This is a genomic window from Paucidesulfovibrio longus DSM 6739 (genome assembly GCF_000420485.1).
Classification (GTDB): Bacteria; Desulfobacterota; Desulfovibrionia; order Desulfovibrionales; family Desulfovibrionaceae; genus Paucidesulfovibrio; species Paucidesulfovibrio longus.
Genome location: NZ_ATVA01000015.1, coordinates 178,481 through 202,273, shown reverse-complemented (window position 1 = coordinate 202,273; position 23,793 = coordinate 178,481). Strand labels below are relative to the sequence as shown.

Sequence of the window (23,793 nt, the reverse complement as noted above, 5' to 3'; positions counted from 1 at the left end):
GACTGGCCTGGGCCATCCTGGTCTGTCTGCCGCTGCTCTGGGTGGCCTGGATCATCAGCCGCGACACGACGAAGCCGCTGGCCACCGCCGACAAGATCTTCATGATCCTGCTCGCGCCGCTCTGGCTCGTGGACCTGATGCGCAGCCCCCTGGAACGCCGGGGCGACTGGCACGACTGGCCCTGCATGATCCTTTTCCCGCCTTCGCTCCTGGTCTGGGCCTATCAGGCCTTTTTCCGCAGGCGTTCCATCGCCGCGGGAGAGCCGGTCAACCCGCACGCGGAAAACGTGATGCAGTGGCTGACCGACAACCAGAAGGCCATGCGCCCGCTGTACATGCTGCTGCTGGTTCTGGCAGTGCTCTATCCGCAGATGGTCCAGTTCTACCAGACCAACATCATGGTCAACTTCATGATCTGGGTCGTGCTCGGCCTGGGCCTGAACATCGTCATCGGCCTCGCCGGCCTGCTCGACCTCGGCTTCGTGGCCTTCTACGCCGTGGGCGCGTACACCTACGCCCTCCTGAACCACCACTTCGGCATCAGCTTCTGGTACGTGCTGCCCATCGGCATGTTCCTCGGCGCCACCTTCGGCATCCTGCTGGGCTACCCGGTGCTGCGGCTCAAGGGCGACTACCTGGCCATCGTGACTCTGGGCTTCGGCGAGATCATCCGGCTCGTGCTGGAAAACTGGTCCGACTTCACCCAAGGCCCCTCCGGCATCTCGAACATCGACCGGCCCCCCTTCGTGGTCGACCTGAACATCATGCAGGCCACGGAATACATGTACTACATCATGCTGGGCCTGCTCCTGTTCACGATATTCGTGGTCACACGGCTGAAGAATTCGCGCATAGGCCGGGCCTGGCTCGCCCTCAAGGAGGACGAGATCGCCTGCCAGGCCATGGGCATCGACAAGACCAAGACCAAGCTGACGGCCTTCGCCCTGGGAGCCACCTGGGCCGGACTCGTGGGCGTGGTCTTCGCGGCCAAGACGACCTTCATCAACCCCATGAGCTTCTCGCTGATGGAGTCGATCATCATCCTCTCCATCGTGGTCGTGGGCGGCATGGGCTCGATTCCGGGCGTCATCACCGGCGCGCTGGTGCTGATCCTCGTTCCCGAATGGCTGCGCGGCGTCGAAGAGTACCGGATGCTCGCCTTTGGAGCGTTCATGGTCATGGTCATGATCTTCCGCCCGCAGGGCCTGATCAGCGCCCGCCGCAAGGTCTACCATTACGAAAAAGCAAAGGCGGTGGACGCCAATGAATAATACCGCTCTCGAAGTGCGCGGCCTGTGCATGGATTTCGGCGGGCTGCGCGCGCTCAACAACGTGGACCTGGAGGTCCGCCAGGGCGAGATCGTGGCGCTCATCGGTCCCAACGGCGCGGGCAAGACCACGTTCTTCAACTGCATCACCGGCATCTACGTGCCCACCAAGGGCGAGATATTCGCGCTGCCCGACGGCAAGAACCGCGTGGAGATCAACGGCCGCAAGCCCAACCACGTCACCGAGCTGGGCATGGCCCGGACCTTCCAGAACATCCGGCTCTTCCCGTCCATGACCGTTCTGGAAAACGTCATGATCGGACGGCACTGTCGGAACCGTTCCTCCATCCTCGGCGCGGTGCTGCTCAACAAGAAGACGCGCGAACAGGAAGCCCAGGTCGTCACCCGCAGCTACGAGATGCTGGAGATGGTGGGACTGGCGAAGTGGGCCAACGAGCTGGCCACGAACCTTCCCTACGGCGCGCAGAGGCGTCTGGAAATCGCGCGGGCCATGGCCACGGAGCCTTTCCTGCTGCTGCTGGACGAACCCGCCGCCGGCATGAACCCCCAGGAAACCCTGGAGCTGGAAAAACTCATCGACCACATCCGGGACACCCTCAACATCGCGGTCCTGCTCATCGAGCACGACATGAAGATGGTCATGAGCATCTCGGACCGGATCTACGTCATGGACTACGGACAGCGCATCGCCACCGGCACCCCCGAGGAAGTGAGCAAGAACCCGGAAGTCATCAAGGCCTATCTCGGGGAGGACACCGATGACTAAGCCCATGCTCGAAATCAAGGCCATCGACACCTATTACGGCAATATCCAGGCCCTCTACGGCGTGGACATCACGGTCAACGAAGGGGAGATCATCACCCTGGTCGGGGCCAACGGAGCCGGCAAGAGCACCACGCTGATGTCCATCTGCGGGGTGACCCAGCCGCGCAACGGCAGGATCTTCTTCCAGGGGCGCGACATCACCCGCACGCCCGCCGAGGAGATCGTGTCCCTGGGCATCTGCCAGGTGCCGGAAGGGCGGCTCATCTTCCCCGGGCTGACCGTGACGGAGAACCTGGACATGGGTGCGTTCCTGCGCAACGACAAGGATGGGATCAAGAAGGACATGCAGCGCGTGTTCGAGCTGTTCCCGATTCTCGAACAGCGCAGAAGACAGGCGGGCGGCACGCTTTCCGGCGGCGAGCAGCAGATGCTGGCCATCGGACGCGCCCTCATGGCCCGGCCCAAGCTGCTCCTGCTCGACGAGCCTTCCATGGGGCTCGCTCCGCTCGTGGTCAAGCAGATCTTCGAGATCGTCAAGCAGATCAACAAGGAGCAGGGCACGACCATCTTCCTTGTGGAACAGAACGCAAACCTCGCGCTCAAGACCGGCCACCGCGGCTATGTCATGGAAAACGGCGTGATCACCCTGGCCGACGATTGCGAAAAGCTCCTGGCCGACGAAAGCGTGAAAAAGGCCTATCTCGGCCTCTAACATACAGGAAATCAACAAACATCGCCCAGGCGAGGTTCTCATGGACAAGATCGTGACCAAGGCCCTGACGTTCGACGACGTGCTCCTGCTTCCGGGATATTCCGAAGTGACCCCGGACAGCGTGGACGTATCCACCCAACTGACGCCGGAAATCCGGCTGAACATCCCGCTGATCTCGGCGGCCATGGACACCGTCACCGAGGCGCGCATGGCCATATCCCTGGCCCGGCATGGCGGCGTTGGCGTGGTGCACAAGAACCTCTCCGTGCGCGAGCAGTGCGTGGAAGTGGACAAGGTCAAGAAGTCCGAATCCGGCATGATCATCGATCCCATCACCGTGCACCCGGACGACAGCCTCGGCAAGGTGCTCGACATCATGAGCGAGTACCGCATCTCCGGCCTGCCCGTGGTCAAGGGCGACCATCTCGTGGGCATCATCACCAACCGCGACATCCGCTTCGTCAAGGACCGCGAGACGCGCGTCTCCGAGCTGATGACCAGCCGCAACCTCGTGACCGTGCCCGTGGGCATCGCTCCCGAAGAGGCCAAGCGCTACCTGCACCAGCACCGCATCGAGAAGCTGCTCGTGGTGGACGAGGAAAACAAGCTCAAGGGCCTGATCACCATCAAGGACATCGAGAAGGTCAAGAAGTACCCCTTCGCTTGCAAGGACGACCTCGGCCGACTGCGCGTGGGCGCGGCCATCGGCGTCGGCGAGGCCGGACTGGAGCGGGCCGAGGCGCTGCTGCGCGCCGGGGCCGATTTCCTCGTGCTCGACTCGGCCCACGGCCACTCCAAGAACATTCTCGACTCGGTGCGCTCGCTGCGCGCCGCGTTCCCCTCGGCCCAGATCATCGGCGGCAACGTGGCCACCTATGCCGGAACAAAGGCCCTCATCGAGGCCGGCGTGGACACGGTCAAGGTCGGCATCGGCCCCGGCTCCATCTGCACCACCCGCATCGTGGCGGGCGTGGGCGTGCCCCAGATCACCGCGGTCATGGAATCTTCCAGGGCTGCGCGCGAAGAGGACAAATGCGTCATCGCGGACGGCGGCGTGAAGTTCTCCGGCGACGTGGTCAAGGCCATTGCGGCGGGAGCCTCCTCCGTCATGATGGGCTCCATCCTGGCCGGAACCGAGGAGTCGCCCGGCGAGACCATTCTCTACCAGGGCAGGACGTACAAGACCTATCGCGGCATGGGCTCCATCGATGCCATGAAGCGCGGCAGCTCGGACCGCTATTTCCAGGAAAAATCCAAGAAGCTCGTGCCCGAAGGCATCGTCGGCCGCGTGCCCTATCGCGGCCCGGTCGCCGAATCCCTGCACCAGCTCATCGGCGGCCTGCGCTCCGGCATGGGCTATACGGGCTGCGCCAGCATCCGGGAATTGCAGGAGAACGCCCAGTTCGTGCAGATTTCCATGGCCGGCCTGCGCGAATCCCACGTCCACGACGTGACCATCACCAAGGAAGCGCCCAACTACCGGGTCGATTCCAACTAGGAGAAGAGCATGGACAAAGTCGTCATTCTCGACTTCGGATCCCAGTTCACCCAGCTCATTGCCCGGCGCGTCCGGGAGGCGGGCGTCTATTCGGAGATCCACCCCTGCACCGTTGACCCCGAACGGGTCAAGGCGCTCAATCCCCAGGCCCTGATCCTTTCCGGCGGACCTTCCAGCGTGCTTGATCCCGGCTCCCCGGGCCTGGACCCGTCCTACCTGGAACTTGGGCTGCCCATTCTGGGCATCTGCTACGGAATGCAGCTTTTGTCCCACAATCTCGGCGGCAAGGTCGTGGCCTCTTCCGAGCGCGAATACGGCCGGGCGCAGTTCGAAGTCCTGGGCGACTGCCCGCTCTTCGAGGGCGTGGAAAGCCCGGAGGACATGACCGTCTGGATGTCCCACGGCGACAGGGTCGAGGCCATCCCGCCGGACTTCGAGATCATGGGCCGGACCGAGTCGATTCCCTTCGCGGCCATGGGCCATCCCGGCCGGAAGATCTACGCGCTTCAGTTCCATCCCGAAGTGGCCCACACTCAGGACGGACCCCTGGTGCTCCAGAATTTCCTCTTCAAGGTCGCCGGACTGAAGCCTTCCTGGTCCATGGCTTCCTTCGTCGAGAACACCGTGGAGGAGCTGCGCACCAAGATCGGCGACGACAAGGTCGTGCTCGGCCTTTCCGGCGGCATCGACTCCACCGTGGCCGCGGTGCTGCTGCACAAGGCCATCGGCAAGAACCTGCATTGCATCTTCGTGGACAACGGTCTTCTGCGCATGGGCGAGCGTCAGGAAGTCATCGGCTTCCTGGAGGAGCACTTCGAGCTCAACGTCAAGTGCGTGGACGCGGCCGACGAGTTCCTGAACAAGCTCGAAGGCGTGACCGACCCTGAAAAGAAGCGCAAGATCATCGGCTACACCTTCATCGACGTCTTCGACCGCGAGGCCAAGGCCATCGACGGCGTGAAATATCTCGGCCAGGGCACGCTCTACCCGGACGTGATCGAGTCCGAGTCCTTCAAAGGCCCCTCCGCGGTCATCAAGAGCCACCACAACGTGGGCGGCCTGCCTGAAAAGATGAATCTGAAGCTGGTGGAGCCCCTGCGGGAACTCTTCAAGGACGAGGTGCGCCGCGCCGCCTACGAGCTGGGCATGCCGGAACACATCATCTGGCGCCACCCGTTCCCCGGACCGGGACTGGCCATCCGCGTCATCGGCGAGATCACCCGCGAGCGCCTTCAGATTCTGCGCCTCGCGGACCGCATCGTGCAGAACGAGCTGCTCGCCTCGGATTGGTATCGCAAGGTATGGCAGGGTTTTGCCGTGCTCTTGCCGCTCAAGACCGTGGGCGTCATGGGCGACGACCGTACCTATGAGCACGTCATTGCCTTGCGCATCGTGGACAGCGTGGACGCCATGACCGCGGACTGGTCGCGGCTGCCGTCGGAACTGCTGGCGCGCATCTCCAACCGGATCATCAACGAGGTCAAGGGAGTGAACAGGGTTGTCCTGGACATTTCCTCCAAACCGCCGAGCACCATCGAATGGGAATAGGCGGAGTGGCTGGTACTGCTCGAAAAACGGCGACAGGACGGGGAACGGCATGTTCGGCATCGGCTCGACGGAACTGATCATTATCATCATCGTGGCTCTCATCGTCATCGGCCCGCAGAAGCTTCCCGAAATGATGCGCTCCGTGGGCAAAGGCCTCGCGGAGTTCAAGCGCGTCGGCCAGGATGTCAAGGACACCCTGGACAAGGAAGTCAAACAGGCCGAGCAGGAAATAAAAAAGCAGGAAGAAGCGGCCCGTGAAGCCGCCAAGAAGGCGGCCATGGAAAAGGCCGAGGCCGTGTTGGAGTCTCCTTCCGACGCAGCGGATTCCTCCCCGGCGGAGACGAAGAACAAGGAACAGGAGTCCGCAGCGGCGGAAGCGGCCCCTGCCCCGGCCACGGAGAAGAGCGGGGAGAGCGCATGAGTCCTGAGAACGGAACGCCCAAGGAATTGCCCGAGGACGCCCGCGAGGAAACCACTGGGGTGGACGACCCTTCGCTGGAGGACGGCGGAGACGAAACGGAGGAGCCCACGTCCGAACCCAATGGGGACTCGGCAGGTGCGGCTTCCGCAGAGGACAGCGCTTCCGAATCCGGCGAGCCCGGTGATTCCGGCGATGATGGCTCCGGAGGCGGAGAGTCCGGGGACGGCGAGTCCGAGGGCGAGGAAGAGGACGGCCAGGGGCGCATGACGCTCATGGAGCATCTTCTGGAGCTGCGCAAGCGGCTCACGCGCGCGGCCATCGGCGTTATCGTCGGCTTCCTGATCTGCTATCCTTTTGCCGAGCAGATGTTCCGCATTCTCATGGAACCCATGGCCAAGGCGCTGACCAAGGTTTCCGAAAACACCGCGGTGCTGCCCGTGGATTTCTTCCTCAAGTTCCAGCAGGCAATTGCCAAGGGGCTCGAAGGCACCGACTTCCCCTACATGGACCAGCTGCCGATTTTCTTCGATTCGCTTCAGCAGTCCATGGTCAAGGTGGTCATGCACCAGGGCCAGTTCATCTACACCTATCCGCCCGAAGCGTTCTTCGCCAACGTCAAGGTCGGCGCGGTGGCGGGCTTCTTCCTGATGAGCCCGTTCCTGTTCTATCAGCTCTGGTGCTTTGTCGCGCCGGGGCTTTACGCGCATGAACGGCGCTGGATCATGCCCATAGCCGTCATTTCCGCCGTGTTTTTCGTTGCCGGCGGCTTGTTCGGCTATTTCGTGGTCTTCCCCTTCGGCTTCGAGTTTTTCGCCAGCTACACTTCGGATATGATCTCCTTCACTCCGAAGCTGTCAGAATATCTCGGCTTTTCGCTCCGGCTGCTGATAGCTTTCGGTTTGATCTTCGAACTCCCGATTTTCATCTTCTTCCTTTCCCGCGTGGGCCTCGTGAACCACCGGATGCTTCGCAAGTACCGCAAGTACGCGATCCTCGTGTCCTTCATCGTGGCTGCGGTTCTCACGCCGCCGGATCCGTTCACCCAGACCCTGATGGCCGGCCCGCTCGTGATCCTGTATGAAATCGGAATCTGGGTCGCCTTCTTCTTCGGCAAGCGCACCAAGGAAGAAAAGGCGGATCAGGAAGCCAAAAAGGCCGAAGCGGAACAGGACGCGCTGGCGTCCGGTCCGGATCAGGTCGATGGCAAAGGGGAATAGGGAGGTTTCCTTTTTCCCGGTTCTCCTATAATACGAGAGAGGTATGCCCATGCAGAAGCGCGAAGCCACACTTACCAGAACCACCAGGGAGACGGACATCCGAATCCGTCTCTTGCTGGACGGCCAAGGACGTGCCGAGATTTCCACCGGCTACGGCTTCGCGGATCATATGCTCACGCTCCTGGCTTTCTGGGCCGGGTTCGACCTGGAGCTGTCCTGCAAGGGCGACCTGGAGATCGACGCCCACCACAGCATCGAGGACGTGGGGCTCTGCCTGGGACAGGCGCTTGCCGACGCCCTCGGCGACAAGGCGGGCATAGAACGCATCGGCTGGGCCAAGGTGCCCATGGACGAAGCCCTGGCCGAAGCCGTGGTGGACCTGTCCGGCCGGGCCTATCTTGCATATTCCGATGATCTGCTGCCTGCGGTGATCGCGGGCGAGGAAAAGGATCTCTGGCGGGAATTTTTCAAGTCCCTGGCTTTCCGAGCCGGGATGAACCTGCACCTGCGCTATGAGCACGGCCTCAACGGCCACCATCTGCTGGAAGCCGCCTTCAAGGCCACGGGACTGGCCCTGAAGCGGGCAGTCGCCTTGACGCGGCAAGGCGTCACCAGCACCAAAGGGAGTTTGGACTGATGAATCGCATCGCACCTGTTCTGGTCTTTTGCATGGCTGCGGTCATTCTGGCAGGTTGCGCGGAACATCGCGTTCCGCCCATCGAACGCCCGAAAGGCGTTTACGCCGTCGCGGGCGTGACCAACCCCAAGTACGACTGGCAGCTTCTTGCCGGATACCTGCCCAGCGAGGGCAAGGGCGTGGCCCGCGAAGTGCTCGTGAGCCTCGACCAGACCGTTGCCGACCTGATGGCCTCCCACGGCGTGAGCGGCGTGATTCCCGCCGCCAACACGCGGCAGTGCCAGGAAATCACGACCTTCGACCAGTCCGGCGGGAAGCGCGTCAGCGCCCTCAAGTACTGGATCGCCGTCGGCGAGTGCATGAAGGTGGACTATCTCGTCATTCCGCAGCTGCTCTCCTGGCAGGAGCGTCAGGGCAGCGACTGGGGTGTGGAAAAGCCCGCCGGAGTGGTCATGGATCTCTATATTCTTGATGTGAAGAACCAAGTCTTGCTGGCCCGCAGGCATTACGACGAAACCCAGCGTGCGCTTTCCGAGGATCTCGGCAATGCCGGACGTCATTTTGATCGCGGCGGCACCTGGCTTACGGCCAACGAGCTGGCCCGCTACGGCCTGAACGAGATGCTTCTGGAGCTGGGACTGTGATTCTTTTCCCCGCGGTGGACCTCAAGGACGGACAGTGCGTGCGCCTTGCCCAGGGCAAGGAGGATCAGGTCACCGTCTTTTCGCCTGACCCCGTGGCCATGGCCCGCGAGTGGGCCGCCATGGGCTGCGAGTATCTGCACGTCGTGGATCTGGACGGCGCTTTTTCCGGCCGTCCGCGCAACGCGGATTTGATCAGCGACATCTGCTCCGCCATAGACATTCCCGTGCAGCTCGGCGGCGGCATTCGCGACCTGGAAACGGCGCGGGCATATGTGGACGCGGGCGTGCGCCGCCTGATCATCGGGACCATCGCCCTGGAGCAGCCGCAGCTTTTCGCCGAGATGTGCGCCGCGCTGCCCGGGCAGGTGGGGGTCTCGCTGGACGCGGTGGACGGCAAGCTCAAGACCAAGGGCTGGGTCGAGGATGCAGGCCTGCACATTTTCGACGTGCTGCCCCGCATGGAATTGGCCGGGGCCGCCTTCATCATCTACACGGATATCTCCCGCGACGGCATGCAGACCGGGGTCAATCTCGACGCTCTGGAAGCGCTTTGCGAGCGCACCAGTCTTCCGGTCATCGCCGCAGGCGGCGTGCATACCCTGGACGACCTCAAGCGCCTTGCTCCGCTCTGCGCCAAAGGGCTTGAAGGGGCTATCTCCGGCCGCGCCATCTATACGGGGACGCTGGACGTCCGCGCCGCTCTGGAGTGGCTCCGCACCCAGAATTGAGCATTCGTTCACTTGAACATGTCTCTTGAACGCCCGGCTCTGCCGGGCGTTTTATTTTTTTTGTGAGAATCCTTGCTGTCTAACATCCTGTTTTTTTGTTTGATATTCTGTGCCGGCAGTCATGTACGAAGTGTTCTGGGGAACATTGTCGTGGATTCCGATGGGCGGATGCAGTAGTGTACTATGTCTTGGAATGATCCGATAATACGGCAGCAAGAGAGGAGACATTATGGCGATCTGGGGCAACATGGGAATCCGGCTGAAATTGAGCGTGGGCTTCGCCTGTACAGTGGCCGCAATTGTCGTGCTGGGAGTGTCGAGTTACATCGTTTCCGGAACGCTTCTCGCCGATCTTGATAACGTTCTACAGGTCCGGTTGCCGAGCATGGACAAATTGCTGGAGGCGGACAGGGATCTGCAACAGGCGCTGGTCGCGGAGCGATCCCTGGTATTTGCCACTCCGGGGTCGGACGTGGCCAAGCAGTTGCTCGACGACTACGAGACCAATATCAAACAGATGAAGGATCGCACGAACGCTTTTTTTGAGCTCAACCCGGATCCGGAAGTTGTAGCCATCCGAACTGCGTTCAACGCCGATGTGAAGACATGGGAAACGCTTTCCGCAAAGCTGATGGAAGACATCAAGGCGGGGCGAGGCTATGATGCCGCGCTGCGGGAGCGAATCCTGGGCGAGGGAGCTGCCGCTTTCGAGAGCATGCGCAGCCATATCGACAAGCTGACCGAAGTGGTCCTCAACCGAGTGGAAGGCGACAGGATCGATGCCGCGACGGATTACCGAATGGTGATCTACGTCATCGCCGGCTGCACGTCTGCGGGCGTGGTTGTCGCCCTGTTCATGGTCTGGCTGCTCGGCCGAAGCATCATACTTCCCGTGCGCCAGGCCGTGGGGTTGGCGGAGGACATTCGGGACGGCTATTTTTCCAACCGGATGCACCTGGAGCGTGCGGACGAGATGGGCCGTCTGGCCAAGGCGCTGGACAACATGGCGGATCGACTGGAAAGCCGGGTGGTCGTCGCCGAGGCCATCGCAGGCGGCGACATGACCCACAAGGTTTCCCTGGCCTCGGAGCGCGACTCCATGGGCGCGGCGCTCAAGCGTATGGTCGAAAGGCTGCGCAGCATGTTCAGCGAAGTCATGATCACCGCCGATGAGGTCGCGAACAGCGCCGGGCAGGTTTCCGAGTCCAGCCAGTCCCTTTCCTCCGGCGCGTCGGAGCAGGCCTCGGCCGTGGAGGAGATTTCCAGCACCATGACCCAGATGGGTGGGCAGACCAAGGCCAATGCCGAGGCCGCCGCCCAGGCCGACCGCATGGTCGGAAAGGTCAAGGAGGTCATCGACCAGGGCAAGCGTGCCGGTGTGGAAATGGGTGAATCCATGAACCAGATTTCCACGTCCAGCCAGCAGGTGTCCAAGATCATCAAGGTCATCGACGAAATCGCGTTCCAGACCAACCTTCTGGCGCTCAACGCGGCCGTGGAGGCCGCCAGGGCCGGGCAACACGGCAAGGGCTTTGCCGTTGTCGCCGAAGAAGTCCGCAATCTTGCGGGGCGCAGCGCCAAGGCCGCGCAGGAAACGGCCGAGCTTATCGAGGACGCCGTGTCCAGGGTCAAGGCCGGGCAGGAGCTTTCCCAGCGCCTGGATGAAAGTTTCGACAGCATCGTGGAAGCCGCTTCCAAGGTCGCAGACCTGGTGGCGGACATCGCTGCCGCGTCCCGCGAACAGGCCGAAGGCATTGCGCAGGTCGATACCGGCATGCAGCAGATCGACAAGGTCACGCAGCAGAATACGGCCAGCGCCGAACAAACCGCTTCGGCAGCCATGGAGTTGACTGATCAGGCTACCAAGCTCCAGGAATTGTTGGAGTGGATCAAGCTGGGCGAGGGGGGAAGGGCCGAAAGCAGCACACGGGCCTTGCCCGAAGCGGGCAGCCGCCGTTCTGGCGCAGCCCCGGCGGCTCTGGAATCGGACGCCTGGGGAGCGGAGCCGGAGGAATCGGAACTGCGCGAACCTGAGGACGAGATCGACCTGGGCGACGAATTCAACCGCTATTGACGGCTGACCGGCTGGGGAGCGGGGGGTGCAAGGCCTTACGCTCCCCAGTCTCCCTTCTCTTCGATCCGCACATATTTCTGAAAGGCGTAGTAGGCCCCTGCGCAGGCGTTGATGAATCCCGCGCGGCCGTCGAGCACGCCGAGCTTGAGCACGTAGAGCTTGAGAAAGCGCAGCTTGGCGTGGGCCACGGCCCGCAACAGGCCGCCTTTGCGGCCTTTAGCGCGCAGAGCGTCCAGCCAGGGTACCTCCACTTAGGAAACCTCCCCTCGTTTAAGGCCCCGCTCCAGGAACTGCCCGAACAGGAGCAGCAGCAACTTACCGACGCCCTTATACGTATGGGCATGGAATGGCCTTCACCAGTAAGTAAGGATATGAATTCAACATAGAAAGTAACGACTGGGCCACCCTCCTGGACGAGGGCAGCAAGATCGCGTAGCGGACGAAGAACAAAAGAGAATAGGAAGGTCAGCCATGTTCCCCACACTTCCGGACATCGACATCAACAGCATCGACTCGGACAAACCCTGGGAAAAGGATCAACTCGACCGGCAAACGCAGATCGCCCCGCTTGAGCGTCTGCTGCTTTCGGTCACGGATCGCCCCATGACCCTGGCGCTGGATTCCGGCTGGGGCACGGGCAAGTCGTCGCTTTTGGCCATGTGGAGCGCGTCGCTTCGGAAGAAGGGTCATCCTTGCGTGCTCTTCAATGCCTGGAACACGGACTACGCGGTGGATCCTCTTGTGGCTTTTGTAGAGGAACTGACAACTCAGTTAGACCAGCAACGCATCTTTCAGAAAGACGCGACGAAAATTAAGGCTCTCACCAACAAGCTCCGCGCCCGGCCTCTGGATTTGATAGCAACCTTGGCCAAAGTATTGGCCAGATGCGTTGGCGCGGACGTTGACGGTCTTATCGACGCCTGCCGCTTGGACAAGGAAATGGACTTCGTAACGGCGCATCAAGAGCAAAAGCAATACATGGAGGACTTCCGAAAGCAGCTTGGTGAATTGGTCGAGAAGATAAGCAAGTCGAAAAAACACCAAATCCCTATGGTCATCTTCGTGGACGAATTGGACCGCTGCCGCCCGGACTATGCGGTCAAGCTCCTGGAGCGCATTAAGCATCTTTTCAACGTCAAGGGCATCATCTTTGTCCTGGCCGTGGACCGAAACCATCTTGTCCAATCTGTCAACCAGCTCTACGGCCTTGGCGAGTCCGGCTCGGACGCCTATCTGCGCCGTTTTATCGACTTGGACTACCATCTCCCGGATCCAAGCTGGGAGAAGTTCGTCTCTTATGTCGTGAATGCTATGAATATAAGCTTAAATTTTGGCGTGATACAAAGCACGACGAGAGAACACGAAGAAAGTGAATTCTGGAGAGAATCGACGATTGAAAAAATGTTATGTAATATTTTTACTGCATATACACCAAGTCTAAGAGATGCCGTTCAAGTATGTAGTCAGATAAGTGTGCTTATACGGGCATATGATCCAGCGCCTTTTGCATTTGCTACCGCATTATTATTATTGACTATCTCGAAAGCTGACAACAGAAACATTGCATCCATATATAGCGATATGAATTTTAATATATTTTTATCTCAAAATTCTCCAAGACCAAACCACCCAGAAGTTACAAGCTATCCATTTAATTATTGGTACACAGCTATTATTAATTACTTAAACGCAAAGAGCATTCAAAATTTCGATTCTGAAACCTCAACAATTGCTCAAAATTTACGAAACCGAGTTTATCAATCTGGTGAAGAGCACTCACAGAAATTTTACGAGTTCATAACACGAAGAGCGATTTCGAACGAACGCCCTATACTTAGAAACATTCTTAACGAAGTGGGATTTGCTTCGCAGTTCACGTTGGACACTGAACCGCAGAAGGATAGCAGAAATGAACTTTGACGCGGAACAGTCCCGTTTACGCGATCACAATTCCCCCCAGGGGCCGGATTCCTCGATCCGCACATATTTCTGGAAGGCGTAATAGGCTCCGGCGCAGGCGTTGATGAATCCCGCGCGGCCGTCGAGCACGCCGAGCTTGAGCACGTAGAGCTTGAGAAAGCGCAGCTTGGCGTGAGCGATCGCGCGGAAAACCCCCCCCTTGCGGCCTTTGGCGCGCAGAGCGTCCGCCCCCTGCTGGGCGTAGGAGTTCATCTTCTCCATGTGTTCGGCGAAGTTGCGGTAGGGGTAGTGCACGATGTCTCCGGCAAGGCGCTGCGTCGGCCCGTCCGGAGTGAAGCGGTAGTGCGCCCCGGACGCGCTGACAGTCATGCGCCCGCTGCGGAATACGCGCAGCAGCCGGTCCGGGTACCAGCCCGAATGCTTCATGAAGCGATTGAAATAAAACGATCGGCGGTTGACCCAATAGCCCGCGAGGTCCGCGGGAGGCGAGCCCTCTTTGAGCGTCGCGACGAGGGCGTTTTTGAGGCGGGGGTCCAGGAATTCGTCCTGGTCCAGGCTGACGACCCAGTCCGTATGGATGTTTTCCAGCGCGTGCCGGAACTGGTCCACGGGGCCGGGCCAGGCCCGTTCGATGATCCGCGCGCCGTGCGCTTTGGCGATCTCCACGGTGCCGTCCCTGGACAGAGAGTCCACCACCAGAATTTCATCGCAAAAGTCGAGGGAGGCAAGGCACTGATCCAGAAGTCGCTCGCCGTTGTAGGTGAGCACGAGGCCGGTGACGGTATTCATGGCAGGGGCATACCCCAAATCGCTTCGGTACGGAAGACCGCTTCTGCGGGGGAGCGTTGCGGGGAAGGGGGGTCAGCGTGATTTGGGTTTGGCCGAAGGGCCTTTGCCTTCCGCCAGTTCCGTGAGCTTGATGAAGCTTGTTTCCAGCGGTTCCTTCTCGTCAACATTTTGGCGCAGGTAGGTGTTGATGGGGCCGCGCATGGCGATGGCTTTGTCGATGTCCGGGTTGGATCCTTTCTGGTAGGCGCCGATGTTGACCATGTCCTCCACGCGCTGGAAGGTCGCCATGTGGCGCAGGACGGTTCGTCCCGCGTCCAGCGCGGCGCGCGGGGTGATGTCCGAGCGCAGTCGGCTGATGCTCTTGAGCACGTCGATGGAGGGGTAGTGCCCCTGGTCGGCCAGTTCCCGGGTGAGCACGATGTGCCCGTCGAGGATGGACCGGGTGGCGTCCGCGATGGGCTCGGTAAAGTCGTCGCCGTCCACGAGCACGGTGTAGATGCCCGTGATGGAGCCCTTGGGACTTTTACCCGCGCGCTCCAGGAGCTGGGGCAGGTGCGCGAACACCGAGGGCGTGTAGCCGCCGCGCGTGGGCGGTTCGCCCGCAGCCAGCCCTACCTCGCGTCCGGCCATGCAGAAGCGCGTCACGGAATCCATCATCATCAGCACGTCCTTGCCCTGGTCGCGGAACCATTCCGCGATGGCCGTGGCCGCGTATGCCGCGCGCATGCGGATCAGCGGGCTCTTGTCCGAAGTGGCGATAACGAGCACGCTGCGGGCCATGCCCTCGGGACCGAGATCGCGCTCCATGAATTCCACGACCTCGCGGCCGCGCTCGCCCACGAGGCCGATGACGTTGATGTCGGCCTTGGTGGTCCGGGCGATCATGCCCATGAGTGTGGATTTGCCCACGCCGGAACCGGCCATGATGCCCACGCGCTGGCCCTTGCCCAGGGTCAGCAGGCCGTTGATGGCGCGAACGCCCACGTCCAGGGGCTCGACGATGCGGGGTCGGTCCAGGGGGTTCGGAGGCTCGCGATACAAGGGAACATGGGTTTCCGGAGCAAAGGAGCCGTTGCCGTCCAGCGGCGTGCCGAAGGCGTCCAGGGCGCGGCCGAGCATGGCCTGGGCCACGGGCACGAGCGGCGGGCTGGAAGAGTTGCGGATCAGGCTGCCGGGCTGAATGCCGCGCATGTCGCCGTAGGGCATGAACAGGCAGGCGCCGTCGCGGAATCCGACCACCTCGGCGGCGACGCCTTCCTTGGCGGCACCGTTCGGCAAAAGATGGCAGACCGAACCGAGCGGAGCGCGGATGCCCTGGCCTTCGGCGATGAGTCCCACGACCTTGGTGACCTTGCCGTAGGAGCGGCAGGGGTCGATCTCCCGGATCATCCGGGCTGCTTCGCGCGGGTCCAGGGGCATGCGCCTAGCGCTCCCCGCCCGGCTCGGCGTCGTCGGGCAGGCGCAGGGCGAGCTGGTCCAGGATCACCCGGACCCCTTCCCAGCGGCCGTCCACGCCGTTCTCCACCTTGGCGTTCTCGGCTTCGACCACGACCCCGGCGGTCATGGAGGAGTCCGGGCGGACCATCCATTTGAGCAGCTTGGGGTTGGTCTGGCGGGCCTTCTGCAAAAGTTCGTCGAGCAGGTCCGCGTCTTCGGGGGCGCAGCGCAGGGTCAGGAAACGGTCGGATTCAAGCCGGTCCAGGGCTTGGCGCAGCAGCAGCTCCAGGATTTCCGCACGGCGTTCGGCCAGTTCCACGCCGAGGGTGGTTTCCACGGCGGCGTGGATGAGTTGGAGCAGGTCGGCCTTGCGCGCTTCCCAGACCGCGTCGGCCTGTTGACGGATGGACTCGAGCACCTGGCCGAGTCCGGCGGCGGTGTTATCGAGCTGTTCCTGGAGCAGGCGTTCCCCTTCGTTCAGGCCCTGGCTGACGCCTTCCTGGTGGGCCTTTTCGCGGATGAGCTCGGCCTCCTGCATGGCCTTGGCGATGATCTCCTTGGCCATGCCCTGGGCCTTGGAGCGCACGCGGGAGATGAACTCCTTGTCCATGGCTCCGTCCCAGGTGAGCTGCTTCTTGCCTTCCAGCTCCTGGATGGACATGCTGTCCGGTCCGGGCGTGTCCACGCCGATGAAGACGCGGCCCGTGTGTGCGGTCTTGCCTGCTTCAGATAAAGACATCGCCCCCACCTCTGCTGATGGCAATCTTGCCCTCGTCCTCCAGGCGGCGGACGGTCTTGACGATATTCTGCTGCGCGGTCTCCACGTCGGCGAGCTTGACGGGGCCCATGATCTCCAGGTCTTCCTTGATCATGGCGCCCGCGCGCTCCGAGAGGTTGGAGAGGAACTTGTCCTTGAGCTCGTCGCTGGCACCCTTGAGCGCCAGGGTGAGATCCTCGTTGGACACTTCCTTGAGCAGCTCGCGGATGGAGCGGTCGTCGATGGCCTTGATGTCCTCGAACACGAACATGAGGTTGCGGATCTCGTCGGCCATCTGGGAGGATTCCTCCTCGATCTCGGAGAGCACCTCTTCCTCGGTCTCGCGGTTGACCGCGTTGAGGATTTCGGCAACGGCGCTGACGCCGCCGACCTTCTTGCCTTCCTTGCCGCCGATGGCGATGAGCTGGCTCTGGAGCACCTTGTCCACTTCCATGAGCATTTCCTCGGCCACGGCTTCGAGCTTGGCCAGGCGCATGAGCACTTCGGCGCGCACGCCGGAAGGCAGGTTCTGGATCAGCTCCGCGGCCTGTTCCGGGTGCAGGTGGCCCATGATCAGGGCCAGGGTCTGCGGATGTTCGTTGCGCAGGATCTGAGCCAGGATCTTGGGGCTGACGTTTTCCAGTTCCTGGAACGGCGTCGGGCCGGTGGCGATGTCCAGGCTGTCCAGGATGTACTTTGCCGTTTCGCTGTCCAGGGTCTTGGTCAGCAGGCGCTTGACCTGGTCCGGGCCGCCCATGAGCATTTCCGCTCCGTAGGCCAGTTGCTCGTTGAATTCCTTGAGCACGTCGAGGACGTCCTCCTTGGGAACGGATTCGGTTTCGAGCATGGCCTTGGAGACCGCCGCGATCTCGGCGCGTTCCATGCGCTTGAACGCTTCCGCGGTGAACTTCTCGCCCAGGGCGAGGAGCACGATGGCGGTCTTTTGCTGCCCGCTGTAGTCGGCCATTTACGCAGCCTCCTGCTTGATCCAGGACTTGAGCAGGCGCACAGCCTGGTCGGTGTTTTCTTCGAAGAGCTGGAAGGCCATGTTCTTGGCGTTTTCCAGCCGCATGGAGGTGTCCAGGGCCTCTTCGTCCACCTCCCCTTCGTCCAGGGCGAGGCGCTGGTCCGCGCCGGGGAGTCCGGAAACCTCGTCCATGTCCTGTTCGTGCACCCGCGGCCGGATCAGGGCCATGACCACGGGGCGCACCACGAGGATGAGGAAGAGGAAGATCAGCAGACCGTTCAGGAAGGGCTTGCCGAAGCGCTGGGCGTATTCGAGCATGGTCCGCAGCAGCGAGTCGCTGTCCACGCCGTCGGGGCCGCCGAAGGAGATGTTGGACACTTCCACCGTGTCGGCGCGCTGGGTGTCGTACCCGATGGCGCTCTTCACGAGGCGTTCGAACTCGGCCATTTCCTCGGCGGTGCGCGGCGCGTAGACCGGCGTTCCTCCACCTTTGGGAATAGTATAGACGCCGTCGACGAGTACGGCAACCGTCAGGCGCTTGAGCTCGCCCACGGGCGTGACGATGTTCTGTTCTTCGCGGTTGATCTCGAAGTTGGAGGTCCGGGTCTCGCGGGTGGAGTCCTGGGTGGACTGCGTTCCGGTGAATCCGTCGCCGCGGAAGTTGGCCTCGGGCACGCCGCCGTCGAGGTTGGCGCGTCCCTGGGTGGTCTCCTCGCTGCGGGTTTCGGAGCGAAGCACCGTGGCGTTGGGGTCGAAAATTTCCCTGTGGATGGTCTTCTGGGAGAAATCAAGCTCGGCGTTGACGCGGGCGATGACATTGCCGGGGCCCACGGCCGGAGTCAGCAGTTCCTGGATGCGCCGTTCCATCTTGCGCTCCAGTTCGTTCTTGTATTCGAGCTGCGTGGTGGACATGCCCACGGTGGCTTCGTCCTCCGAGGGCTCGAAGAGCGGCTGGCCGTGCATGTCCGTGACGGTGATGCGGCTCTTCTCCAGACCTTCCACAGCCATGGTCACCAGGTTGACGATGCCGGTGATTTCCTTCTTGCTGAGGCTGGCCTGGTCCTTGAGCTTGAGCACCACGGAAGCCGTGGGCGGAGACTGCTCCTCGATGAACAGGCTCTTCTGCGGAATGACCAGGTGCACGCGGGCGCGTTCCACCTGGGGAAATTCGGAAATGGTGCGGGCCAGTTCGCCCTGGAGGGCGCGCTGGTAGTTGATGTGCTGCACGAAGTCGGTCTGGCCGATCTTGATGTCGTCGAAGATCTCGAATCCGATGCCCTGGCCGTGGAGCGAGCCTTCTCCCGCGATCTTCAGGCGCAGGTCGTAGACGCGGTCCGCCGGAACCATGATGGTCTGTCCGCCGTCCTGAAGCTTGTAGTCCTCCTTGGCGGCCTGAAGCATGTTCACGACCTTGGAGGCGTCTTCGGGGTAGAGCTTGGTGTAGAGCACCCGGTAGTCCGGCATGTTCAGCCAGTAGATCATAAGCAGGAAGGCGAGCGTGACGGAAACGGTCAGGCCGCCGATGAGCACGCGCTGGGAAATGGTGCGGCGTCCCCAGAATTCCTCGAATCTGCTCCAGGTGTCCTTCAAGAACGGGGGCATGGTCTCTCTCCTCGAAATGTCGTGCTAGTTGCTGTCAACGCCGCCTAGAAGGGCATGCGCATGAGTTCCTGGTAAGCCTGGATGACCTTGCCGCGCACGGCGCTGGTCATCTGCATGGCGACGCTCGCCTTCTGCATGCTGATCATCAGCTCGTGGACGTTCTGGGTCTTGCCGGAGGCGAATTCCTCGATCATGGCCGACTTCTGCTCGTCCATGGCGTTGACCTTGCTGAGCGATTCCGTGAGCATGTTGCCGAAGCCTTCGGCAGGCGCCTTCTTCTCCGTGCGGGAGCGGATGTTCTGGGAAAGCTGGGTCGCGTCCTGAAGCGCGTTGCGGTAGGCCTGCATGGCGACGTTCTTGATCATGGGGTACTCCTTGTGCCTTCAGGCTACTTGCCGATGGCGATGGCCTTGGCGAACATCTGCTTCACCGCGGAAATGGACTGCGTGTTCGCTTCGTAGCTGCGCATGGTGGACATCATGTTGGTCATTTCCTCGACCACGTTGATGTCCGGGTAGGCGACGTAGCCCTGGTCGTTGGCGTCGGGGTGGCCCGGCTCGTAGACCATCTTGAAGGGACGGTCGTCGTTGACCATGCCGCGCACGGTCACGCCGTGCAGGTCGCGGTTCATCTCGTCCTTCATCGCCGCGTCGAACGGCGTGTAGACGGGCGAGGATTCCAGGGACAGGGCCTTGCGGCGATAGGGGCCGCCGTCCACGGTGCGCGTGGTGCGCGCGTTGGCCATGTTCATGGAAATGACGTTGAGGTAGGCCCGCTGGGCGCTCAGGCCGGACGCGCCGATATCGAGTGCGGTCATGAAATCCATTTACTTGGCTCCTTCCTGGATGACGCGCTGCAAGCCGGAAAAGTTCTTGGTGATCACTTCGGTCAGCGCGTTGTAAAGCATGGCGTTCTTGCCCATCACGGCCATTTCCTTGTCCAGGTCCACCCTGTCCTCGCCGAAGATCTGGCGCGGCTCGAATTCCTTGATGCCCTTGCCCTCGAAACCGTCCACGGTGAAGGCGGAGGGCATGTGCTTCGAATTGGTGCGGGTCACTTTGCCGCGCTGGTCCAGGGCCAGGGCGGATTGCAGCTCGTTTTCGAATTCGATGCGGCGGGCCCGGTAGCCGGGCGTATCCACGTTGGCGAGGTTTCCGGCGACGAGGTTTTGACGCTCAAGTCGCAGATCAAGAACCTTCGCCGTCAGGTCGATATGCGTTTCGAACAGTCCCTTCATGCCTTGCCACTCCTATGTTGAATCATTTTGTTGGTGTCCGGCCCGGCGAAGATGCCGTTCGGACACGTCAGCAAGAAAGCAACTAGCGTTCCAAATTCGTAACACTCCGAATTCATTTTATTATCCTCAAAAATGCCTTTGTGAGGGGCTGTCGGCGAACTGGCGGCAGTCTTTTCCGGCCAGGAGCGACAGAATTGCGGGGCAGAGACGTTTGAGCAGAAGTGGGAAGAAGGGCAACGGATTCAGGCTGGGTTTACAGCTCTGGATTTTACCTTTTAAACAGGGCTGTTGCGAGGATGATTGAAGAGCCGTACGCCGGAAGGGGCCAGGATCGGCTGACCGCGGCGTTCTGCAAAAACTTCCATTGGCATGGCAGTTGCAAAAAGCAGAGGGCCATCCTAGGCAGACATTTCAAAAAGCAAGGCCAGCGAGCCTGCGAGATTTTTGGAGGGGAATGTCATGAGTGCACATTTGGATTATGAGATCAACAAGGAACTCGGAGAGTGTTATCTCTTCATGGGTGAACTGGACAAGGCCGAGGAATATTACCAGAAGGCCGCCAAGTCCAACGGCATCCATCCCGACCCCTACCTGGGCCTGGCCACCATCGCGGTGCAGCGCGGCGCCCTGGAAGAGGCCATGACCCAGTACCAGAAGGCCCACACCATCGAGGCCACGGACAAAAGTCATGCGGGCATCGGGCTGATCCTTATGGAGTCCGGCGATCCCGGCGGAGCTTTCGAGCATTTCGTCGAGGCCCTGGTCATCAATCCCGAGAACATGGTCGCCCTGTTCAGCATGGTGCGGCTTGGTCACGAGACGGACCGCCTGGGCGAGATCGTCCCGCATCTGGAGAACTATCTCTCCATCGATCCCGGCAAGCACGAAGTGCGCTACGCCCTGGCCGGCTGCCTGGTCTGCATGGACCTCAAGGCCGAAGCCGTGGCCCAGCTGGAGCGCATCCTGGAAGCCGATCCCGCCAACGACGCGGCCCAGGAACTGCTCGCCCAGATCCGCGAATAGCGGACGCGGAAATATTTGGTCTCCCCTCCCATCGGCTTCCCGCTTCGTCCGATGTCCGGACGGGCGGGGGGCCGGTTCCTTCCGCCGGGGACACCGCTTCGGACGGCCTTGCGCGCGCCCGGAATATCTGGCACTCCCTCACGAAACAGTGTGAGGTGTGTGCATGGATTTTTTGCCTGTCAAACGCGCTCTCCTGAGCGTGACCGACAAGTCCCTGCTTGTCGAATTCGCTACGTTTCTCGTCCAGAGCAATGTTGAACTCGTCTCCACCGGCGGCACCAAGCGGCTGCTCGCCGAGGCGGGCCTGCCCGTGACCCCGGTCAGCGCCGTGACCGGATTTCCCGAAATTCTCGGCGGCCGGGTCAAGACGCTGCATCCCAACGTGCACGGCGGCGTGCTTGCGGACAAGGACGACCCCGAACACATGAAGACCCTGGACGAACACGGGATCAAGCCTTTCGACATGATCTGCGTGAACCTCTACAATTTCGCCGAGGCCGCGAACAAGGGCCTGGAACTGCGGCAGGCCGTCGAGGAAATCGACATCGGCGGACCGACCATGCTTCGCGCCGCAGCCAAGAACTTTCATTCAATTCTCGTGGTGCCGGGCGTGAAGCATTACCCCGCCATCATGGACGAGATGCGCGCGAGCCAGGGCAAGATCGGCCTGGACCTGCGCCGCCGCCTCGCCGCCGAAACCTTCGGCATGGTCTCCGAATATGACCGGATGATCAGCGACTACCTCGGCAGCCATACGGCCTGACCGGGCAAAGGAGCACTTCCATAGCACACCACGTGCAGGGCAACACCCAGGGACTCAAGCCCAGCGAAATGAAGCGGCTCGGCCGCCTCTACCAGCGGCGGTATCCGCTGCGCGAGGCCCTGAGCGTGGAGCAGGCCCGGGAACTGGCCGGGCTTTCCCACGACACGGGCCGCCAGATCGGCGTGCTCATCGACCGGCAGGGCAAGGCCTCGATGGTCATCGTCGGCGATCCGGAAGCCATCTACATTCCGGAACTGCCGCGTGCACGGCAGGGCGCGGGGCGGCTGCGTGGGCTGCGGCTGGTCCACACCCACCTCGGCGACGAGAAGCTCTCCGAGGAAGACCTCATGGACATGGTCTTTCTCCGGCTCGACAGCGTGGCCGCGCTCGGCGTGGACCGCGAGGGCTTTCCGGAGCGCATCCAGGCGGCGCACCTGCTGCCGCCCAACCCGGAGAACCGTTCGCACGAGATTCTTCCCTCCCAGCGGCACGACCGCCAGACCCTGGATCTCTACACCCTCACCGAGGCGCTGGAAGAGGAGTTCGGGCGCGAGCAGAAGGCCGTGGAGCTGGAAAAGGGCGACCGCGCCTTGCTGGTCAGCGTGTCCACGGATTCGCGCCAGGCGCAGGAGCGGTCCCTGGAGGAACTCGCCGATCTGGCCCGCACCGCGGGGCTCGTACCCGCGGACAGCATGATCCAGCGCCTGCGCCAGGCCAACCCGCGGACCATCATGGGCCGGGGCAAGCTGGCCGAGCTGGAGGTGCGCGCGCTCCAGAGCGGGGCGCGCATGGTCATCTTCGACCAGGATCTTTCCCCGGCGCAAATGCGCAACCTGGCGGACCTCACGGAGCGGCGCGTCATCGACCGCACGCAGTTGATCCTGGACATCTTTGCCCAGCGGGCCACGAGCAAGGCGGGCAAGCTTCAGGTGGAGATGGCCCAGCTCAAGTACATGCTGCCCCGTCTTGCCGGCAGCGGCAAGGCCATGTCCCGGCTCATGGGCGGCATCGGCGGCCGGGGACCGGGCGAAAGCAAGCTCGAATCGGACCGCCGCAAGGCGCGCGACCGCATCACCCGGCTGAAAAAGGAGCTGGAGTCCGTGCGCAGGCACCGGGCCCAGACGCGCGAACGCCGGGCCAAGTCCGGCGTGCCCGTGATCTCGCTGGTGGGCTACACCAACGCGGGCAAGTCCACGCTGCTGAACACCCTGACCAACGCCGCCGTCCTGGCCGAAAACAAGCTCTTCGCCACGCTCGATCCCACGACCCGGCGCATCCGCTTCCCGCGCGACCGCGAGGTCACGCTTACGGACACCGTGGGCTTCATCCGCCGTCTGCCCTCGGATCTCAAGGAAGCCTTCCAGGCCACTCTGGAGGAGCTGGATTTCGCGGACGTGCTCGTGCTCGTGGCCGACGCCTCGCACCCGGAGGTGGAGGAGCAGGTCGGAGCCGTGCTGCGGATCCTGGAAGACATGGAACTGCTGGAGCTTCCCCGCGTGCTGGCCTTGAACAAGTGGGACCGGCTGGACGAGGATGAACGGGAGAGGATGCGCAACATCTATCCGGAAGGGATTCCCATCAGCGCGGTGACCCGGTCGAGCCTGGAGCCGCTGGTGGCGGCCATCCTGGCAAGGTTGCCCGAAGACGCGCCGCCTCTGGGCGGATGAGCCTGGAAACGCTATCCCCCGCGTTCCCCGCAACCGGGACAGGCGCAAGGCGCGGCCCGGTCAGGCGGTTTGCTTGAGGGAGCATGCCGTTCAGGAA

23 protein-coding genes and 1 pseudogene are annotated in these 23,793 nt (G+C 62.0%); 15 read left to right on the top strand and 9 right to left on the bottom strand.

Features of this window, described 5'->3' with window-relative positions; all coding sequences use genetic code 11:
* The first annotated feature begins 101 nt into the window (after window positions 1-101).
* The 11 genes from G452_RS19335 to G452_RS19325 all read left to right on the top strand — a co-directional run bounded on the left by G452_RS19335 (window position 102) and on the right by G452_RS19325 (window position 11,534).
* Window positions 102-1,271, top strand: coding sequence for an ABC transporter permease subunit (locus tag G452_RS19335; protein WP_081650609.1), 1,170 nt, complete (start codon window positions 102-104; stop codon window positions 1,269-1,271).
* Window positions 1,264-2,055: an ABC transporter ATP-binding protein gene (locus G452_RS0111975; RefSeq protein WP_022662502.1), complete on the top strand. Its 792-nt coding sequence runs from the start codon at window positions 1,264-1,266 to the stop codon at window positions 2,053-2,055. Before G452_RS19335 ends, G452_RS0111975 begins: the two co-directional genes overlap by 8 nt.
* Before the next feature lie 4 nt (window positions 2,056-2,059).
* Window positions 2,060-2,767, top strand: coding sequence for an ABC transporter ATP-binding protein (locus tag G452_RS0111970; protein ID WP_022662501.1), 708 nt, complete (start codon window positions 2,060-2,062; stop codon window positions 2,765-2,767).
* Window positions 2,768-2,807: 40 nt separating this feature from the next.
* Window positions 2,808-4,265, top strand: coding sequence for an IMP dehydrogenase (guaB, locus tag G452_RS0111965; RefSeq protein ID WP_022662500.1), 1,458 nt, complete (start codon window positions 2,808-2,810; stop codon window positions 4,263-4,265).
* Between the two features lie 9 nt (window positions 4,266-4,274).
* The gene (gene guaA / locus G452_RS0111960) at window positions 4,275-5,813 is read left to right on the top strand and encodes a glutamine-hydrolyzing GMP synthase (protein ID WP_022662499.1); all 1,539 of its coding nucleotides are present in this window, start codon (window positions 4,275-4,277) and stop codon (window positions 5,811-5,813) included.
* A gap of 49 nt (window positions 5,814-5,862) precedes the next feature.
* Window positions 5,863-6,234 (top strand): Sec-independent protein translocase protein TatB, encoded by a 372-nt coding sequence (gene tatB, locus G452_RS0111955; RefSeq protein ID WP_022662498.1) that lies wholly within the window; start codon window positions 5,863-5,865, stop codon window positions 6,232-6,234.
* Complete coding sequence (gene tatC / locus G452_RS20690; protein WP_022662497.1) at window positions 6,231-7,451, top strand: twin-arginine translocase subunit TatC; 1,221 nt, start codon at window positions 6,231-6,233, stop codon at window positions 7,449-7,451. The genes tatB and tatC overlap by 4 nt, the downstream gene beginning before the upstream one ends.
* Window positions 7,452-7,500: 49 nt before the next feature.
* A complete protein-coding gene (gene hisB, locus G452_RS0111945) occupies window positions 7,501-8,088 on the top strand; it encodes an imidazoleglycerol-phosphate dehydratase HisB (RefSeq protein WP_027189223.1) in 588 nt (195 codons plus the stop codon).
* Complete coding sequence (locus G452_RS0111940) at window positions 8,088-8,732, top strand: hypothetical protein (RefSeq protein WP_022662495.1); 645 nt, start codon at window positions 8,088-8,090, stop codon at window positions 8,730-8,732. Before hisB ends, G452_RS0111940 begins: the two co-directional genes overlap by 1 nt.
* Complete coding sequence (gene hisA / locus G452_RS0111935) at window positions 8,729-9,460, top strand: 1-(5-phosphoribosyl)-5-[(5-phosphoribosylamino)methylideneamino]imidazole-4-carboxamide isomerase (protein ID WP_022662494.1); 732 nt, start codon at window positions 8,729-8,731, stop codon at window positions 9,458-9,460. Before G452_RS0111940 ends, hisA begins: the two co-directional genes overlap by 4 nt.
* A gap of 229 nt (window positions 9,461-9,689) precedes the next feature.
* Entirely contained in the window at window positions 9,690-11,534 is a 1,845-nt protein-coding gene (locus tag G452_RS19325) for a methyl-accepting chemotaxis protein (RefSeq protein ID WP_022662493.1), read from the top strand.
* Window positions 11,535-11,569: 35 nt separating this feature from the next.
* Here G452_RS19325 and G452_RS21520 read toward each other — a convergent pair.
* Window positions 11,570-11,767: pseudogene (locus tag G452_RS21520) on the bottom strand (glycosyltransferase family 2 protein); the annotation flags it as partial.
* A 238-nt stretch (window positions 11,768-12,005) separates the two neighbouring features.
* On the opposite strand from G452_RS21520, the gene G452_RS0111920 reads away from it, so the two are divergent.
* Window positions 12,006-13,454, top strand: a complete 1,449-nt coding sequence (locus tag G452_RS0111920; RefSeq protein WP_022662491.1) for a KAP family P-loop NTPase fold protein — start codon at window positions 12,006-12,008, stop codon at window positions 13,452-13,454.
* A 24-nt stretch (window positions 13,455-13,478) separates the two neighbouring features.
* Here the strand turns inward: G452_RS0111920 and G452_RS0111915 are convergent, their stop codons facing one another.
* The 8 genes from G452_RS0111915 to flgB all read right to left on the bottom strand — a co-directional run bounded on the left by G452_RS0111915 (window position 13,479) and on the right by flgB (window position 20,243).
* Complete coding sequence (locus G452_RS0111915; protein ID WP_022662490.1) at window positions 13,479-14,243, bottom strand: glycosyltransferase family 2 protein; 765 nt, start codon at window positions 14,241-14,243, stop codon at window positions 13,479-13,481.
* A gap of 72 nt (window positions 14,244-14,315) precedes the next feature.
* Window positions 14,316-15,662, bottom strand: coding sequence for a FliI/YscN family ATPase (locus G452_RS19320; protein ID WP_040368647.1), 1,347 nt, complete (start codon window positions 15,660-15,662; stop codon window positions 14,316-14,318).
* Window positions 15,663-15,666: 4 nt separating this feature from the next.
* Window positions 15,667-16,419 carry a FliH/SctL family protein gene (locus tag G452_RS19315; protein ID WP_022662488.1) on the bottom strand — a complete coding sequence of 251 codons (753 nt, stop codon included), beginning with the start codon at window positions 16,417-16,419 and terminating at the stop codon, window positions 15,667-15,669.
* A complete protein-coding gene (gene fliG, locus G452_RS0111900) occupies window positions 16,406-17,404 on the bottom strand; it encodes a flagellar motor switch protein FliG (RefSeq protein WP_022662487.1) in 999 nt (332 codons plus the stop codon). Before fliG ends, G452_RS19315 begins: the two co-directional genes overlap by 14 nt.
* Window positions 17,405-19,006: a flagellar basal-body MS-ring/collar protein FliF gene (gene fliF, locus G452_RS0111895; RefSeq protein ID WP_022662486.1), complete on the bottom strand. Its 1,602-nt coding sequence runs from the start codon at window positions 19,004-19,006 to the stop codon at window positions 17,405-17,407.
* Between the two features lie 44 nt (window positions 19,007-19,050).
* Entirely contained in the window at window positions 19,051-19,371 is a 321-nt protein-coding gene (gene fliE, locus G452_RS0111890; protein WP_022662485.1) for a flagellar hook-basal body complex protein FliE, read from the bottom strand.
* A 23-nt stretch (window positions 19,372-19,394) separates the two neighbouring features.
* The gene (gene flgC, locus G452_RS0111885) at window positions 19,395-19,832 is read right to left on the bottom strand and encodes a flagellar basal body rod protein FlgC (RefSeq protein WP_022662484.1); all 438 of its coding nucleotides are present in this window, start codon (window positions 19,830-19,832) and stop codon (window positions 19,395-19,397) included.
* A complete protein-coding gene (gene flgB, locus G452_RS0111880; RefSeq protein ID WP_022662483.1) occupies window positions 19,833-20,243 on the bottom strand; it encodes a flagellar basal body rod protein FlgB in 411 nt (136 codons plus the stop codon).
* Window positions 20,244-20,702: 459 nt separating this feature from the next.
* Between flgB and G452_RS0111875 the strand changes: the two genes are divergently transcribed.
* The 3 genes from G452_RS0111875 (at window position 20,703) to hflX (ending at window position 23,696) form a co-directional block, all read left to right on the top strand.
* Window positions 20,703-21,266 carry a tetratricopeptide repeat protein gene (locus G452_RS0111875; RefSeq protein WP_022662482.1) on the top strand — a complete coding sequence of 188 codons (564 nt, stop codon included), beginning with the start codon at window positions 20,703-20,705 and terminating at the stop codon, window positions 21,264-21,266.
* A 163-nt stretch (window positions 21,267-21,429) separates the two neighbouring features.
* Window positions 21,430-22,029: an IMP cyclohydrolase gene (locus G452_RS0111870; protein WP_027189222.1), complete on the top strand. Its 600-nt coding sequence runs from the start codon at window positions 21,430-21,432 to the stop codon at window positions 22,027-22,029.
* Window positions 22,030-22,097: 68 nt separating this feature from the next.
* Window positions 22,098-23,696 (top strand): GTPase HflX, encoded by a 1,599-nt coding sequence (gene hflX, locus G452_RS0111865; protein ID WP_040368672.1) that lies wholly within the window; start codon window positions 22,098-22,100, stop codon window positions 23,694-23,696.
* Window positions 23,697-23,793 lie beyond the last annotated feature (97 nt).

Coding starts and splice junctions, on each gene's coding strand:
- G452_RS19335 (WP_081650609.1), top strand. CDS start 102: ATGATCCTGCTCGCGCCGCTCTGGCTCGTGGACCTGATGCGCAGCCCC.
- G452_RS0111975 (WP_022662502.1), top strand. CDS start 1,264: ATGAATAATACCGCTCTCGAAGTGCGCGGCCTGTGCATGGATTTCGGC.
- G452_RS0111970 (WP_022662501.1), top strand. CDS start 2,060: ATGCTCGAAATCAAGGCCATCGACACCTATTACGGCAATATCCAGGCC.
- guaB (WP_022662500.1), top strand. CDS start 2,808: ATGGACAAGATCGTGACCAAGGCCCTGACGTTCGACGACGTGCTCCTG.
- guaA (WP_022662499.1), top strand. CDS start 4,275: ATGGACAAAGTCGTCATTCTCGACTTCGGATCCCAGTTCACCCAGCTC.
- tatB (WP_022662498.1), top strand. CDS start 5,863: ATGTTCGGCATCGGCTCGACGGAACTGATCATTATCATCATCGTGGCT.
- tatC (WP_022662497.1), top strand. CDS start 6,231: ATGAGTCCTGAGAACGGAACGCCCAAGGAATTGCCCGAGGACGCCCGC.
- hisB (WP_027189223.1), top strand. CDS start 7,501: ATGCAGAAGCGCGAAGCCACACTTACCAGAACCACCAGGGAGACGGAC.
- G452_RS0111940 (WP_022662495.1), top strand. CDS start 8,088: ATGAATCGCATCGCACCTGTTCTGGTCTTTTGCATGGCTGCGGTCATT.
- G452_RS19325 (WP_022662493.1), top strand. CDS start 9,690: ATGGCGATCTGGGGCAACATGGGAATCCGGCTGAAATTGAGCGTGGGC.
- G452_RS0111920 (WP_022662491.1), top strand. CDS start 12,006: ATGTTCCCCACACTTCCGGACATCGACATCAACAGCATCGACTCGGAC.
- G452_RS0111915 (WP_022662490.1), bottom strand. CDS start 14,243: ATGAATACCGTCACCGGCCTCGTGCTCACCTACAACGGCGAGCGACTT.
- G452_RS19320 (WP_040368647.1), bottom strand. CDS start 15,662: ATGCCCCTGGACCCGCGCGAAGCAGCCCGGATGATCCGGGAGATCGAC.
- G452_RS19315 (WP_022662488.1), bottom strand. CDS start 16,419: ATGTCTTTATCTGAAGCAGGCAAGACCGCACACACGGGCCGCGTCTTC.
- fliG (WP_022662487.1), bottom strand. CDS start 17,404: ATGGCCGACTACAGCGGGCAGCAAAAGACCGCCATCGTGCTCCTCGCC.
- fliF (WP_022662486.1), bottom strand. CDS start 19,006: ATGCCCCCGTTCTTGAAGGACACCTGGAGCAGATTCGAGGAATTCTGG.
- fliE (WP_022662485.1), bottom strand. CDS start 19,371: ATGATCAAGAACGTCGCCATGCAGGCCTACCGCAACGCGCTTCAGGAC.
- flgC (WP_022662484.1), bottom strand. CDS start 19,832: ATGGATTTCATGACCGCACTCGATATCGGCGCGTCCGGCCTGAGCGCC.
- flgB (WP_022662483.1), bottom strand. CDS start 20,243: ATGAAGGGACTGTTCGAAACGCATATCGACCTGACGGCGAAGGTTCTT.
- G452_RS0111875 (WP_022662482.1), top strand. CDS start 20,703: ATGAGTGCACATTTGGATTATGAGATCAACAAGGAACTCGGAGAGTGT.
- G452_RS0111870 (WP_027189222.1), top strand. CDS start 21,430: ATGGATTTTTTGCCTGTCAAACGCGCTCTCCTGAGCGTGACCGACAAG.
- hflX (WP_040368672.1), top strand. CDS start 22,098: ATGAAGCGGCTCGGCCGCCTCTACCAGCGGCGGTATCCGCTGCGCGAG.